The sequence below is a fragment of the Clostridium gasigenes genome (assembly GCF_017348895.1).
Classification (GTDB): domain Bacteria; phylum Bacillota; class Clostridia; order Clostridiales; family Clostridiaceae; genus Clostridium; species Clostridium gasigenes.
In genome coordinates this window covers 3,881,756-3,896,104 of record NZ_CP071376.1, presented here as the reverse complement: position 1 = coordinate 3,896,104, position 14,349 = coordinate 3,881,756, and the positions used below count along the sequence as shown (strand labels likewise).

At 29.7% G+C, this 14,349-nt stretch carries 11 protein-coding genes and 1 pseudogene; 10 read left to right on the top strand and 2 right to left on the bottom strand.

The window, feature by feature from the left end; translation table 11 throughout:
- Positions 1–82: 82 nt before the first annotated feature.
- The 6 genes from J1C67_RS18265 to splB all read left to right on the top strand — a co-directional run bounded on the left by J1C67_RS18265 (position 83) and on the right by splB (position 5,731).
- Positions 83–790, top strand: coding sequence for a Crp/Fnr family transcriptional regulator (locus tag J1C67_RS18265; protein ID WP_089971576.1), 708 nt, complete (start codon positions 83–85; stop codon positions 788–790).
- A 125-nt stretch (positions 791–915) separates the two neighbouring features.
- On the top strand, positions 916–1,692 hold the full coding sequence (locus J1C67_RS18260) for a formate/nitrite transporter family protein (protein ID WP_167865398.1): 777 nt from the start codon (positions 916–918) through the stop codon (positions 1,690–1,692).
- A 12-nt stretch (positions 1,693–1,704) separates the two neighbouring features.
- Positions 1,705–2,712, top strand: a complete 1,008-nt coding sequence (asrA, locus tag J1C67_RS18255) for an anaerobic sulfite reductase subunit AsrA (RefSeq protein ID WP_089971580.1) — start codon at positions 1,705–1,707, stop codon at positions 2,710–2,712.
- Positions 2,713–3,504 carry an anaerobic sulfite reductase subunit AsrB gene (asrB, locus tag J1C67_RS18250; protein ID WP_089971583.1) on the top strand — a complete coding sequence of 264 codons (792 nt, stop codon included), beginning with the start codon at positions 2,713–2,715 and terminating at the stop codon, positions 3,502–3,504. It abuts the gene before it with no gap.
- A gap of 12 nt (positions 3,505–3,516) precedes the next feature.
- Positions 3,517–4,479: a sulfite reductase subunit C gene (asrC, locus tag J1C67_RS18245; RefSeq protein ID WP_089971586.1), complete on the top strand. Its 963-nt coding sequence runs from the start codon at positions 3,517–3,519 to the stop codon at positions 4,477–4,479.
- A 229-nt stretch (positions 4,480–4,708) separates the two neighbouring features.
- Positions 4,709–5,731: a spore photoproduct lyase gene (splB, locus tag J1C67_RS18240; RefSeq protein WP_167865399.1), complete on the top strand. Its 1,023-nt coding sequence runs from the start codon at positions 4,709–4,711 to the stop codon at positions 5,729–5,731.
- Between the two features lie 55 nt (positions 5,732–5,786).
- On the opposite strand, the gene J1C67_RS18235 is transcribed toward splB, so the two are convergent.
- Complete coding sequence (locus tag J1C67_RS18235) at positions 5,787–7,772, bottom strand: early set domain-containing protein (protein ID WP_167865400.1); 1,986 nt, start codon at positions 7,770–7,772, stop codon at positions 5,787–5,789.
- Positions 7,773–8,011: 239 nt separating this feature from the next.
- Between J1C67_RS18235 and J1C67_RS18225 the strand changes: the two are divergent.
- The 3 genes and pseudogenes from J1C67_RS18225 to J1C67_RS18215 all read left to right on the top strand — a co-directional run bounded on the left by J1C67_RS18225 (position 8,012) and on the right by J1C67_RS18215 (position 12,005).
- Positions 8,012–9,340 (top strand): annotated as a pseudogene (locus tag J1C67_RS18225) (glycoside hydrolase family 18 protein).
- A gap of 49 nt (positions 9,341–9,389) precedes the next feature.
- Positions 9,390–10,919 (top strand): glycosyl hydrolase family 18 protein, encoded by a 1,530-nt coding sequence (locus J1C67_RS18220; protein WP_167865402.1) that lies wholly within the window; start codon positions 9,390–9,392, stop codon positions 10,917–10,919.
- 135 nt (positions 10,920–11,054) lie between these two features.
- Positions 11,055–12,005: a serine hydrolase gene (locus tag J1C67_RS18215; protein WP_167865403.1), complete on the top strand. Its 951-nt coding sequence runs from the start codon at positions 11,055–11,057 to the stop codon at positions 12,003–12,005.
- Positions 12,006–12,172: 167 nt separating this feature from the next.
- On the opposite strand, the gene J1C67_RS18210 is transcribed toward J1C67_RS18215, so the two are convergent.
- On the bottom strand, positions 12,173–12,322 hold the full coding sequence (locus J1C67_RS18210; protein WP_167865404.1) for a hypothetical protein: 150 nt from the start codon (positions 12,320–12,322) through the stop codon (positions 12,173–12,175).
- Between the two features lie 181 nt (positions 12,323–12,503).
- On the opposite strand from J1C67_RS18210, the gene J1C67_RS18205 reads away from it, so the two are divergent.
- Positions 12,504–14,258: a WG repeat-containing protein gene (locus J1C67_RS18205; RefSeq protein WP_167865405.1), complete on the top strand. Its 1,755-nt coding sequence runs from the start codon at positions 12,504–12,506 to the stop codon at positions 14,256–14,258.
- The last annotated feature ends 91 nt before the right edge of the window (positions 14,259–14,349 follow it).

Below are 14,349 nucleotides of genomic sequence, written 5' to 3'. Positions count from 1 at the left end.
TATATCTGAACAAAATAGTTATGTGAAAAGTTATCCAATAGTATATAATAAAAATTAAAGATGCCTTATGCTAGGAGATATTATGAAAAATAGAGAATTGGACAGCTTGGAAATATTTAATAATATATTAGAGAAATCTAAAAAAGAGTTAGAAGATTTTGGGGAAAATAAAAAGATTAAAAAGGGAATGCATTTATTTAGAGATAAGGATAACGTTAATACTATATATATAGTAGCTAGTGGAAAAGTAGCCTTGTACAAATTAAATGAGTCAGCTCAGAAAAAGATTATATTCATATTAGGTAAGGGAGATATAATAAATGCAGTTATATTAGATACGTTACCGGCATCTATTAACTGTGAAATATTTGAAGATGCAGAAATATTATGTTTTGAAAGAGGAAAATTTATAGAGGTTATGAAGACTGATTTTGAACTAACTACAGTAGTAATGAATTCTTTAGCACTAAAGGTTAGGCGAATGTATAGGCAAATGAAAAATACAACTCCAATAAAAGTAGAAAAAAGGGTTGCAGCTAAACTTTGGAAATTATCTAAAGATTATGGAGTAGAAAATAAAGAGGGAACATTAATAGACTTAAATATAAGCGTAACTTATTTAGCGGATATGTTTGGAACACCTAGAGAAACAATATCAAGAGCTTTAAAAATATTGCAAAATGAAGGTTTGATAATTTGGAGATCTAAACAGATTGTAGTGATTAACAAAGATAAACTTTCAAAATTTTTCAAGGAAACTACTAGAAAAAAGAAGATAAATGAAAGATAAATTTTAAAAATAGTATTTTAAAACCAAAAGACTGTGATAATTATCACGGTCTTTTAGTTATATCCTCGATATAATAAGTGTATAAAGGTTGTTAATGAAATAACAATAAACAGGAGGATTTACTTATGTTTAGTGAAGAATTTGAAAAGGTTGCAGGTGCAGCAAAAGCAAAAGTTGGATTGTTAAAAAATAATAGAATTGGATATTTTATTAGTTCTATGATGGCAGGAGCTTTTGTGGGTCTTGCTATTATGTTGATTTTCAGTATTGGTGGATTATTAAATTCAGCAGGTTCACCAGCTACTAAAATTGTTATGGGATTATCATTTGGGGGAGCTTTAAGCTTAGTCGTATTTGCAGGTTCGGAATTATTTACAGGAAATAATTTTATAATGACAGTGGGTTTGTTAAATAAAACAGTATCATGGATGGATACATGTAAAGTTTGGGTAGTAAGCTTTATAGGGAATTTAGCAGGTTCAATACTTGTTGCATATATGTTTTTTTATGCAGGGCTTGCAAAAGGAGCAATTGGAGAGTTTATAGCAAATACAACACAGGTAAAAATGAACGTACCAGCTTCAGAATTATTCTTTAGAGGAATACTATGTAATATGTTAGTTTGTTTAGCTGTATGGTGTACATTTAAATGTAAAGAAGATACGGCAAAATTAATAATGATATTCTGGTGTTTATTCATATTCATTACAGCGGGATTTGAACATAGCGTAGCAAACATGACATTAATGGCTATTGCTTTATTTGCACCAAATGCAGCACAAGTTAGTGTTATTGGTTACATGTACAATATGTTATTTGTTACATTAGGTAATATGGTTGGTGGAATAGTGTTTATGGCGATTCCTTACTACTTAATTTCAAGAAAAAATAAAATAAAGTAAGAGGTGTTTTAAATGGGATATAAACTTAACTTAGAAAACTTAAATATTGCATTAAAAGAACTTTCAAAGGAATATAGAATATTCGCTCCTAAGGTTTTAAGTGGAGAAGGGACTTTTTCAGATACAGACATAGTTAGATATGGAGAAATTGAGACAGTACAAGAAATAGAGTTTAATAAAAAATCTCAATTCTCGTATAAAGAAGTATTACTTCCAATAAGACAAACTTTATTTTTCTTTACTGAAGATCAAATTAAAGAAGCAGAAGTTGAAGAAAAGGCTGCCTTAATATTTTTAAGAAGTTGCGATATGAATGCATTAAAGAGAATTGATGATATGTATTTAAGAAATGGATTTGAAGATATATATTATAAAAAGTTAAGAGAAAAAGCTAAATTTGTTTTAATTGGATGTGAAGAAAGTTTTGATTCTTGTTTTTGTGTAAATATGGGAACAAATAAAACAGACGAGCATGATGCATATCTTAAAGTTTCTGGAAATTATGCTTTTGTAGATATCAAAGACAGTTCATTATTAGAAGTATTTGCATCATTAACTAAAGAAGAAGTGGAAGTTACGCCTGATTTTGTAGAAGAAAATGAAGTTAAGGTTAATATTCCAGAAAACTTAGAGCTTAAGGTTATGAATTCTAAAATGTGGGCTGAGTATTCAGAAAGATGTATAGCTTGTGGAAGATGTAACTTTGTGTGTCCAACATGTACATGCTTTAATATGCAAGATATTTTCTATAAAGATAATAAAAAGGCTGGAGAAAGAAGAAGAGTTTGGTCTTCATGCCAAGTTGATGGATATACAGTAATGGCTGGTGGTCATAGTTTTAGAAACGATAAAGGTCAAAGAATGAGATATAAAGTGCTTCACAAAGTTTATGATTACAAAAAGAGATGGGGATATAACATGTGTGTTGGATGTGGTAGATGTGATGATATCTGTCCTGAATATATATCTTTCTCAAATTGTATAAATAAATTAGAAGATGCTATGGAAGAGGTGAAATAAATGAAGAATGAATATATACCTTTTATATCAAAAATTTTAGAAGTTATAAAACATACGGAAATAGAATACACTTTCAGAATGGCATTTAAAGGTGAAGTTAAACCTGGACAGTTCTTTGAAGTTTCAATACCAAAGTATGGTGAAGCACCAATATCGGTAAGTGGAATAGGTGTGGATTACGTAGATTTAACAATAAGAAAAGTTGGGGTTGTAACTGACGAAATCTTTAATAACTATGTAGGTGATAAGCTATTTTTAAGAGGACCATACGGAAATGGTTTTGATATAGAAAATTATAAAAATAAAGAAGTTATAGTAGTTGCTGGGGGAACAGGATTGTCACCAGTAAAGGGGATAGTTGATTATTTCTCAGCAAACCAAAGTGATGCTACTACATGTACATTAATTGCAGGATTTAAGTCGCCAGTAGACATACTTTTTAAAGAAGATATGAAATGCTGGGAAAAAAATATAAATTTAATAGTATCAGTAGATGGAGCAGAAGAAGGATACACTGGCAAAGTAGGTCTTGTAACCAAATATGTTCCAGAACTTGAAATTAAGGATATAGACACAGTGCAAGTAGTTGTAGTTGGACCTCCAATGATGATGAAATTTACAGTTTTAGAATTCCTTAAACTTGGAATAAAAGAAGAAAACATTTGGATATCACAAGAAAGAAAAATGTGTTGTGGTTTAGGAAAATGTGGACATTGTAGAATAGATGATACTTATATATGTTTAGATGGACCAGTATTTAATTATTCAATAGGTAAGTCATTAATAGATTAGGAGGAATTTCAAATGGATATAAATATCAAAAAGCTTAAAAAGAATGCTTTTAGAGTTTCAAAAAATAGAGGGATAACAGCTTCTAGAGTGAGAGTTCCTGGTGGTCTTATAAAGGCAGAATACCTAGGTCTTATTCAAGAAATAGCAACTAAATATGGTGATGGAACTGTTCATATAACTACAAGACAAGGCTTTGAAATTATAGGAATAGATATGAAAGATATAGAAAAAGTAAATGAACTTCTTCAGCCGATAATAGCTGGACTTGAAGTAAATCAAGAAATACCTGGCAAGGGATACACGTCAGCTGGAACTAGAAATGTATCAGCTTGTATAGGAAATAATGTTTGTCAGTTTGCAAATTACAATACAACGAATTTTGCTAAGAAAATAGAAAAAGCTATTTTCCCAAATGATTTACATTTTAAGGTTGCATTAACAGGTTGTCCAAATGATTGCATAAAAGCAAGAATGCATGATTTTGGTATTATAGGAATGACACATCCACAATATGATGTAGATAAATGTGTATCTTGTGGAGCTTGTATAAAGATGTGTAAGAGAAAATCTACAGAAGCATTACATGCAGAGAATTATGCAGTTATAAGAGATCATAGCAAATGTATTGGTTGTGGAGAATGTGTAATTAATTGTCCAACAGGTGCATGGACAAGAAGTAAGGAAAAATACTATAGATTAGCAATAATGGGTAGAACAGGTAAGAAAAACCCAAGACTTGGTGAAGATTTTATAATATGGGCAGATGAAGAAAGTATTATAAAAATTATTTTAAACACTTATAAATATGTAGAACAATATATTGATAGAGGAGCTCCAGGTGGAAAAGAACATATAGGATATATTGTTGACAGAACTGGATTTATGGAGTTTAAGAAATGGGCATTAGAGGGTGTTAAGCTTTCAGATATTGCTATTTTAAAAGAAAATGTTTATTGGAGCGGAATTAAATATTAGAAATATGAAAAAGAGACCCAACATCATCTATAAGGCATCTTAAAAAATGTCTTATAAATGATGTTGGGTCCTTTAAAATATAGTATACTCATAATTTAATAAGGGTATTTTCTTAAGTTAGATAGTATTATATTTTAGATAAAAGGCAAAATATAATATAAGGAATCTGAAAAAATAACAAGTAAGTATGATAGGTTGTTTTTGAAGATGCTTAAAGGAGAGTGATATTATGTTTGTGCCTCAAAGGATATTATTTGAAAAAGAAACTTTGAAATATGATGTAGGCAAAAATATATATAACAAGTTTAAGGATAATGAGAATGTTGAAATTATTAATTTAACATCTAATAGAGTGAAACAACATATCCCCGGAGAAGAGATATATGAGTATTATAGAGAAGGTAAGAATACTCTAGTTGTAGGAATTAAAAAGGGTTTTAAATTTCAATCCTGTAAGCCGTCAGCGCATTATCAATTACCTTTAATTAGTGGGTGTGTTGGAAATTGCCAATATTGCTACCTAAACACAAACTTAGGAGATAAACCTTACATTAAGGTAAATGCAAACGTAGAGGATATTCTAAGCCAAGCTCAAAAATATATAAATGAAAGAATACCTAAAATTACAATATTTGAAGGTGCTGCCACATCAGATCCGGTACCGGTAGAACCATATACTGAATTGTTAAAAAAAACCGTTGAATTCTTTGCTAATAGTGAATATGGTAAGTTTAGATTTGTTACAAAATATAATGATATTGATGGACTATTAAATATTAAACATAATGGTAAAACAGAAATTAGATTTACACTAAATACTGATAAAGTTATTAGTGATTATGAAAAAAGAACTGCTTCCATTAATAATAGAATCGATGCAAGTGTAAAAGTTGCTGAAGCTGGGTATCCTCTTGGGTACATAATTGCACCTATATTTATTTATGATGGATGGAAACAGGATTATATGAAGTTGCTCATTGATTTAAATAAAAGATTACCTAAAAACTTAGCTTATCCAATAACTTTTGAGGTAATATCTCATCGTTATACAACAAGAGCAAAAAATGTAATAACACAAGTGTTTCCAAATAATACATTGCCTATGAATGATAGTGAAAGAACATACAAGTATGGACAATTTGGTTATGGAAAATTTGTGTACACAAAAGAAAATATTTTGGAAATAAAAGAATTTTTTGAACATAGTATAAAAGAGGTTTTTCCAGATAGTGAAATAAAGTATATTATATAAAAAAGGTGGAGTCTCTTTTTTAAGACTCTACCTTTAAGGGCACATTCACTATTCTTTATTTAGGTGAAGTAGCAGCCTGATTATTTGCTGAGTTTATTTGCTCAATCCAAGATGAACTTGAAGGTGCAGGTTGCTTGTTCTTAGGTAAATATTCTTCAGCAACTCTTAATAAAGTTAAGAAATCATATCTATAAGAAATAGTATCACTTCCCCAATGCTTTGATAAAATATCAAATGATCTTTTAACATCAGTCTTCATGGAAGCCCATTCAGGATCGGAAGGAGTTCCGTTGCCATAATAAAGCCTTAACTCATTCAAGTAATTTTCCATCATAGGCCAAGTAATTTTCGCATCATAAACTGTATTTGTCTCATTGTCCATTTCAGTTATTACACTTTTAATAGTTTCAATGTGACTTGCGAACCCACCTAAATCAAATTCTTTATTTAAATCCGTGGTGTTCATAGCTTGATTTCTATGAGTTGTGAATAAGTTTCTTTGTAATAATCCGTAGACACCTCTGTTATAAGCATTATCTACAAGAACAAATTCTGCCCATGGATCTTTAGAACCAGCTAAAAATTCATCAAATTTGTTATTTGGAATTGCATATAAAAGTTCTCTTGTCATAGTTAAACTCATATATGAAGACATAGCAGAATGTACATAAGATGGATCATCTGGATCACCAGTTTTTAATGTAACATATTTTTCATGTTCAGCAGTATCAGCTAAGTAATCTGGATATTGTTTTTTAATTTCGTTAAAGTTACCCTTTTCTTGTTGGAAAGGGCCATCTGTATGTTTCTTTTGAATAGGCCAAGACCAATTTTTACCATCGATAGTAGTTATATTTTCATTGTATCCTGACTCAATAGGAGCTAATCCACAAGTGAAGTTTTCTTTTATAGATAAACCAATCATAAAATTAGGGTTTAATCCAAAGAACTCAGTTCCAGTTCCAATACCCATAGCTAAATACTCAGAAGGCATCCAAATCTTTAACCCTTTTACACCATTAACAGGTACTGGCATTTTATTAGGTAAACCAAGTTGAATTTGAGTTGCATGTGCAGGTTTTGAATACATTAACATGTTGCCTGTTTTACCTTCAACAGTAGTTTTATAGTAATCTGCCTTGTTTGCAATAAGATCATTTTCATTTAAGTTAGATTTAGTCTTTTCCCAGCTAGCAGGTAATCCTTGATATTTAGGATAGGTTAGATTTCCTCTAAATATATTAGGCTTAAAGTTAGTAGGATTAGTTATATTTTTCTTATTTCCTTTAACTTTAAATACTCTTGTAGTCGAATAAGGGAATAATCTTTCGTCTTGTTTTAAGTCAATAGTCACCTTTTTACCTTCTTGTTTGAAAGAAGAACAGTTTGAGACAGAAGTTATTTCATGGTCAGTATCAAAATTTAATCCCCAAGCAGAAAATTCTTTACCTTCCCAAATATAACCTTTATTTGGATTTGCAATAAAAACTGCCCATTCAAATGTGGAATCGGTTTCTTGTAGAATTTTATATCCTACAGCAGGTTCACCAGAAGCTGAAGTAGGCAATTCGATATTAATAGGTTTTTCATTTTTAGTAACTTCGTGAGTTACAGAGGTTTTGCCTTTTGTAACGCCTACTGAATTTACAAGCTCTGCTGTATAAACGTAAGTGTCATTAGGCTTATCAGTAAATGTATATTGTGCACTCTGAGCATTTGGCGAATTGTTAACTAGGGGGATTTCAGATAGTAATGCGCCATTTTCATATAATTTCCATACATCTCCATTGGTTCCATACCATAATTGCATGGAAATAATGTAGTTTGGTGCTCCATCCCAATTATTTTTAGTAATTTGGAACTGTGCAGGAGCTGTAGTATCCTTTGAGACAGTAATTTTTCCCTTGTCATTTAAATTTTCTGCTATAGATCCAGATGAAATAGTTGCTTCCGAAGTAGTATTTAGGGCTTGTACCGGTTGAGTATAACCTAATAGAATTACGGTTGATAAACTAATAGCGGTTAACTTAGAATTGTTCATTATTATACCTCCTTTTCTTTTATAATATAATTGTAATCATTTACCTTAAATGAGTCAATAAGGAAAAAATATTATTTGTGATAAAAAGATGAAAAGTAAAATTTTAACAAAAAAATTGAGGTATTATAAATTATTTACATTGTTTACATGTATTGACTTTTTATGGTGATGGTATAAGCTTTAAGTATACATATTTTTATTGTTAAAAAATATGTAAAAAATTTAAGGGAGGTAAGAAGATGAATAAAATTTTAAAATCTATCATACCAGTACTTTTTTGTGCAAGTTTAATTGTGCCAAATGGTATATCGGTAAAAGCAGAAACAATGACTAATACGAAACTAGAAGCAAAAGCAACAAGTAAAAAAAGGATAGTGACATATTTTCCAAGTTGGGGAACTTATCAGGCGGGACAACAAAACATTACTGTATCGAATATAGCTTGGGATAAAGTAACACATGTTAATCATGGTTTTTTTGAAATTACAAATGATTACAAAATTCAAACTACAGATTCATATGCAGATTATGAAAATGAGGGATTTGGACATGGTCCGAAGCAGGATTGGGATAAATATCCTATAACAGGGGTGCCAGCTGGGACCGTATATGGGCATTTTGGGGAATATAAATACTATAAGGAAAAATATCCAGATGTTAAGTTGTTAATATAAGTTGGAGGATGGACAAGAAGTGATAAATTCCACGAATTAGCTAAGAGTCCTACACATAGGAAAACCCTTGCAATGAGTATGGTTAACTTTATGAAAAAGTATCCTTTTATTGATGGTATGGATATAGATTGGGAATATCCAGGGATTACTAGAGCTTCAGAGGATCAATATGATAGGGGATGCGTTGGTGGACCAGAGGATAAGGAAAATTTCACGCTTTTATTAAAAGATATTAGAGAAACATTTAATGCAAATGGAATGTCTGAAAAGCTTTTAACTGTAGCAGTTTCAGCAGGAGAAGCAAAAATAAAAATGACTGAACCAGATAAGTATGCCAAATATGTAGATTATATTGGTGTAATGACTTATGATTTTGCAGGTAGTTGGGATAATGTCACAGGTAATTTGGCAGGTTTATATCAAAATCCAGCAGATAAGATAAGACCTAAGTTTAATATGGATGACGCAATGAAAATTTTTAAAGATGAATATAAGGTTCCAGCAGATAAACTTTTAGCAGGAACACCACTATATTCAAGAGGATGGGGTGGGGTTGAACCGGGCCCAAATGGTGATGGATTATTCCAACCAGGCAAATCAAGTTTTAAAGGTAATCTTGGTGAAGGTGGTCAATACTCTTGGTATGATATACCTGCTATGGAGAAATCATCAGAATGGCAAAAATTTAGAGATCCAATAGCTAGAACACCTTATCTTTACAATAAATCTAAAAAGCAATTTATAACTTATGAAGATGAACAATCATTAACAGAGAGAGTAAGCTATGTTAATAAAAACAACTATGGTGGATTAATAGTTTGGGATGCAAGCGGAGATAATATTAAGGCAGGACATCCTATGCATACAATTATGTACAATGGATTTAAGAATTGAAGTATTGTTAAGTCAACGTTTAAAATAGAAGATTGTAAGGAGGGATATAATGAGTAAGAAATTCAATAAAATTTTATCACTAGTGATAGTAGCAATGTTATCCATATTATTTGTACCAAGTATAAAAACAAAGGCAGCCACTAATTTAGGGGATAGATTATTAGTTGGATATTGGCACAATTTCATAAATGGTGCTGGTGTTATTAAATTAAGTGAGGTTTCAAATAGCTGGGATGTTATAAATGTTTCATTTGGAGAAACATTTGGGGATAAGGCAGTAGTTGAACTTCATCCAGTTTATGATGAAGTTGAATTCATTAAGGACATTAAAAATCTTCAACTTAAGGGGAAAAAAGTTGTTTTATCTTTAGGGGGAGCTGAAGGCGCTATAAAAATTTCTACAGAATCAGATAGACAAAAATTTATGACATCTGTTGTAGGTTTAATTGAAAAATATGGATTTGATGGGATTGACATTGACTTAGAAGGTGGAAGTGGTATGATTCTTCAATCCGGAGATACTGATTTTAGAAATCCAACTACTCCACAAATTGTTAACTTCATTAAAAGTATTAAAGAACTTGATAAAAAGTATGGAAGTAACTTTATAATAAGTATGGCTCCAGAATTATCATATGTTCAAGGTGGCATAATAGCATATGCAAACAATTGGGGAGCATATTTACCATTAATTCATGGAGTTCGTGATCAATTAGATTATCTTCAAGTTCAACATTACAATAGTGGTGGAAATTTATGTTTAGATGGAAATACTTATAAAGAAGGTACAGCAGATTTTCATGTATCAATGATAGATATGTTATTAAAAGGGTTCCCAATAGGGGGGAATAAAAATAATATGTTTCCTCCACTTAGACAAAATCAAATTGTAATTGGAGTACCATCGTCAACACCGTCAGCAGGAAGTGGATATACAGCTCCAGCTGAGATGAAAAAGGCATTAGATTATTTAATAAAAGGTCAAAGCTTTGGTGGACAATATAAAATGGAGGGAAATGGTTATCCAGAGTTAAGGGGTATGATGACATGGTCAATTAACTGGGATGTTAAATATAATTCAGAGTTTATAAATAATTATAGACCATATTTTGATGCATTACCTAAATTAAATGATGCACTAAAGAAAGCATCAATAAGCTCAAGTGATGTGGTTAATGGAAATTATGAATTAACAGTAAATATTCCTTCAAGAAATACAGCAACAAGCTATAAAGTTATAGAAGGAATAACTGCAATTGCATCAGGAACATTGAAGCCTTCTTTAACAGAAGCTCAAGTAATAACAAATAAAATAATAAATAAGCAGATTGGAAGTTATAAGTACACAGTAGTGCTAACAGATGAAAAAGGACAAGCTGTTACATCTAGCGAATTAGTAGTTACGGTTAAAGATCCAAATGAAAAACCAAAACCAAGTGTAGATAATTATGATTCAGTGCACCCATATACTTTTGGTGATATAGTAATATACAATGGAAAAGAATATAAATCACAAGGTTGGTGGGTTGTCGGTATTACACCAGGTACTAATGATGGCGTATGGAAACCAATGAAATAATACTTTAATGGATCTTGTTGGATGAATTTTATTTCAAAGAAAGAATCTAGTCAGAAGTGTAAAAGGTTACAATGTGTATAAAATTCAATATTATTGTACAACCTTCAATTATAAGATTGGAGGTTGTTTTTTATTATGGATAAATTTATGATAAAAAGTGCTTTTAGAAAGGTAAGGGGAGTAACGGTTAGTATTACATTATTGTTGTTAACATTTAATTTAATTTGTTATAAAACTTTTGCAAATGTAAAAACAGGTAATTTAGAAAAAGAAATAGGTATGGCTGAGGATAAACTTAAGAATCATCAATTATTAAGTTTAAGTGGTAAGGAGGAAGCTTTAGAAACTAATATTTCCATAGAGCAAAGAATAGAACTATATTTAGAGGGAGGTATAAAAGATTTTGGATTTATTTATTATGATTTAACTACAAAGGAAAAGATAGTGATTAATGAAAATAAAGTCTTTATAGCAGCAAGTACATATAAGGTAGGATTAAACATGCTTGTATATGAAGATATTATAAATGGTGTATTAGAAATAAATCAAGGGATTATATATGATGATGATAAAGATTTTGAAGATGGAACAGGAATACTTAAGAATGAAATAGACACAACATTAACAAAGCCAGTTTTATTGCAAAAATTATTAGATTTATCAATTATTGAGTCGGATAATATTGCATCTAAAATGTTAAAGAGAACATTAGGTGGAGACAAAGAGACTAGAGAAAGGATAAATGAGATGGCTGAATTAAGTTGTGATACAGATAGTAATAAAACTACACCAGAAATTCAATTTAAATTACTTGAAAATTTATATAAAAATAGAGATAATATATATTACACACATCTTTTAAATATTATGAAAGAAACGGAATTTCATGATAGGTTAGATAAATATCTTCCTTATGAGATAGTTGCTCATAAAATAGGGAATTATGAAGAATCAATTAATGATATTGCAATTATATTTACTGATAAACCTTATATTATTGTAGCTTACTCTGAAGGAATAGATGAAGCTAATGAAAAAATAGCTAAAATATCAAAAATGATATATAGTGAACAATTGAAAAAATAATATTAATAAGGCATACATTATATTTTTCAAATCTTTAAAGATAGATATGAATTTAAAAAAACAAAGAAACAGTGGCATTTTGCCCCTGTTTCTTTGTATGGTTATATACACTAATAAATATTATAAATTTTGGACTAGTAGAGAAGATTTCATCTGTTATTTTAATATTAGAAATGACTGCTTATTTCATCTTTTTGAATTCTTTTTAAATCTTTTAATCTTAAACCTGTTGCATTCATAATTGTATCCCAAGATTCGCCTTGAATTAACATTTGTTTAGCCTGATTGCTAACCGTGTCCTTATCTTTAATGTCCATTTTTATCATCTCCTTAATTTTGCTTCAATAGTATTTTAACTGTAATGATTAAATTTTATACATTTTGATAGCAAGTTATATGAAAATATCTTATCTTAAATGAAAATTTCTAAGGTTAGAAGCGAAACATTATATATATAACTATACTATTTATTATAAGTAATAAATAGAGAGGTAATATATGAGTTTAAAAACAAAGTATTATTTATATCCAGCATTAGTAAATACAAAGGATGGAGCAAATTATGGGTATATAAATAGAAAAGGCATTTTCAAAATAACTCCACAATTTACAATGGCATATGATTTTAATGATTCCAATAGAGCTATAGTTAGCAAGGATGATAAATATGGATTAATTGATACAGAGGGTAATTTAAAAGTAAATCTTATTTATAGTAGTATATCACCATTTAAGGAAGGCTTAGCTGTGTATACTTTAAATGATAAAATGGGGGTAATGGATAAGTTAGGGAATAGCATTACTAAAAAAAATTATAACTTTATTAATGATTATAGTAATGGCATGGCGTTAGTTGGTGAAAGTGATGGAAGTGATGATTATAAGTATGGTTATATTAATAAGGATGGCGTAGAAGTAATACCTACAAAATATAAACAAGCTAATGATTTTAATGGTGGCTATGCAGTAGTAAAAATAAGAGATGGTGAATTTGCATTAATAGATTTAACTGGAAAATTAATTAATAAATATAACTATCAATATGTAGGTGGCTATGGTGAAGGCTTAATGTTTTTCTCAAATGGATTTGGTGAAAAATATGGGTATATTAATGTAGCTGGTGAAATAGTTATAGAACCTACTTATTTTACAGCAACTGGTTTTAAAGATGGAATGGCTATAGTAAGTGTTGATGAAGGTTATAATGGTCCAAATGGAGTTATAAATAATAAAGGTAAATATATTTATTCGCCAATTTATAGCAATATAAACTTATTAGGTGAGGACCTAGTCTCTTTGGGGATGCCCATAGGTGAAGGTGAAATTAATCTTACAAGTATTTATGCAATAGGGAACAATAGAGGGGATATATTCACTGATTTTAAATTCTTAGTAGTTGGGAATTACAATAATGGATTATCTTATGGATCAAATGAAGAATACACTTTTTTTATAGATAAATCAGGTAAGCCAATTAAAGACCTCCCTAAAGTAAAGGGCAGTGGAACTTTAGAAATAAAAGATGGTATAGTTTACGCGGATATAGATTATGAGCCATACTATTTAAATAAAGATGGAAGTGTTATTTATAAACCCAATAAAAAAATTATATTATCTGATAAATACTCTATTATAAAGGAAAAGTATAAACCAAATATTAATTATTTAATTTATTATCCTGTAATTATTGGAGTATATAATAAAAAAATCAATATTGAAATAAATAAGAAACTATGGGATATGTCATACTTTACACCTTATGCAGAAGAGGGAAAAAATAAGAATAGTGTTATAACTAAAGATGATGTTTTAGATTATAGTTATTATGGAAATTTTACAATAGAATTTTATAAAAAGGATTTATTAGTTCTAAATCTTTCGGGATATTATTATCCAATAGGAGCAGCCCATGGAATGCCGAGTAAAAAAACGCCTTGTATAAATTTAGTTACAGGTAAATTCTATTCATTAGGAGATTTATTTATGGGTGGAGTTCACTATACAGGAGAGTTAAATAAAATAATTAATAATATGATAGAAACAGATCCACAATATGAGTATGTATTTAAAGATGCATTTAAAGGAATAACAGAAAAACAAGATTTTTATGTAGATAAGGATAATTTATATATTTATTATCCACCTTATGAAATAGGACCATACTCAGCTGGTTTCATTACCTTTAAAATTAATTTTGATGAAATAAAAGGTATGATAAATAAAAATGGAGAGTTCTATAAATCATTTAATTAAGGAGTGTAGGTTAAGTTTATCTTGGTATTTTCAACCAGACATCCATTGGTAAGGAAAGTAAATTAAGATATAATTAATATGTAAGATTTTA

Excerpts from the sequence above, each read along its gene's own strand:
- J1C67_RS18265 (WP_089971576.1), top strand. The coding sequence starts at position 83 with ATGAAAAATAGAGAATTGGACAGCTTGGAAATATTTAATAATATATTA.
- J1C67_RS18260 (WP_167865398.1), top strand. The coding sequence starts at position 916 with ATGTTTAGTGAAGAATTTGAAAAGGTTGCAGGTGCAGCAAAAGCAAAA.
- asrA (WP_089971580.1), top strand. The coding sequence starts at position 1,705 with ATGGGATATAAACTTAACTTAGAAAACTTAAATATTGCATTAAAAGAA.
- asrB (WP_089971583.1), top strand. The coding sequence starts at position 2,713 with ATGAAGAATGAATATATACCTTTTATATCAAAAATTTTAGAAGTTATA.
- asrC (WP_089971586.1), top strand. The coding sequence starts at position 3,517 with ATGGATATAAATATCAAAAAGCTTAAAAAGAATGCTTTTAGAGTTTCA.
- splB (WP_167865399.1), top strand. The coding sequence starts at position 4,709 with ATGTTTGTGCCTCAAAGGATATTATTTGAAAAAGAAACTTTGAAATAT.
- J1C67_RS18235 (WP_167865400.1), bottom strand. The coding sequence starts at position 7,772 with ATGAACAATTCTAAGTTAACCGCTATTAGTTTATCAACCGTAATTCTA.
- J1C67_RS18220 (WP_167865402.1), top strand. The coding sequence starts at position 9,390 with ATGAGTAAGAAATTCAATAAAATTTTATCACTAGTGATAGTAGCAATG.
- J1C67_RS18215 (WP_167865403.1), top strand. The coding sequence starts at position 11,055 with ATGGATAAATTTATGATAAAAAGTGCTTTTAGAAAGGTAAGGGGAGTA.
- J1C67_RS18210 (WP_167865404.1), bottom strand. The coding sequence starts at position 12,322 with ATGGACATTAAAGATAAGGACACGGTTAGCAATCAGGCTAAACAAATG.
- J1C67_RS18205 (WP_167865405.1), top strand. The coding sequence starts at position 12,504 with ATGAGTTTAAAAACAAAGTATTATTTATATCCAGCATTAGTAAATACA.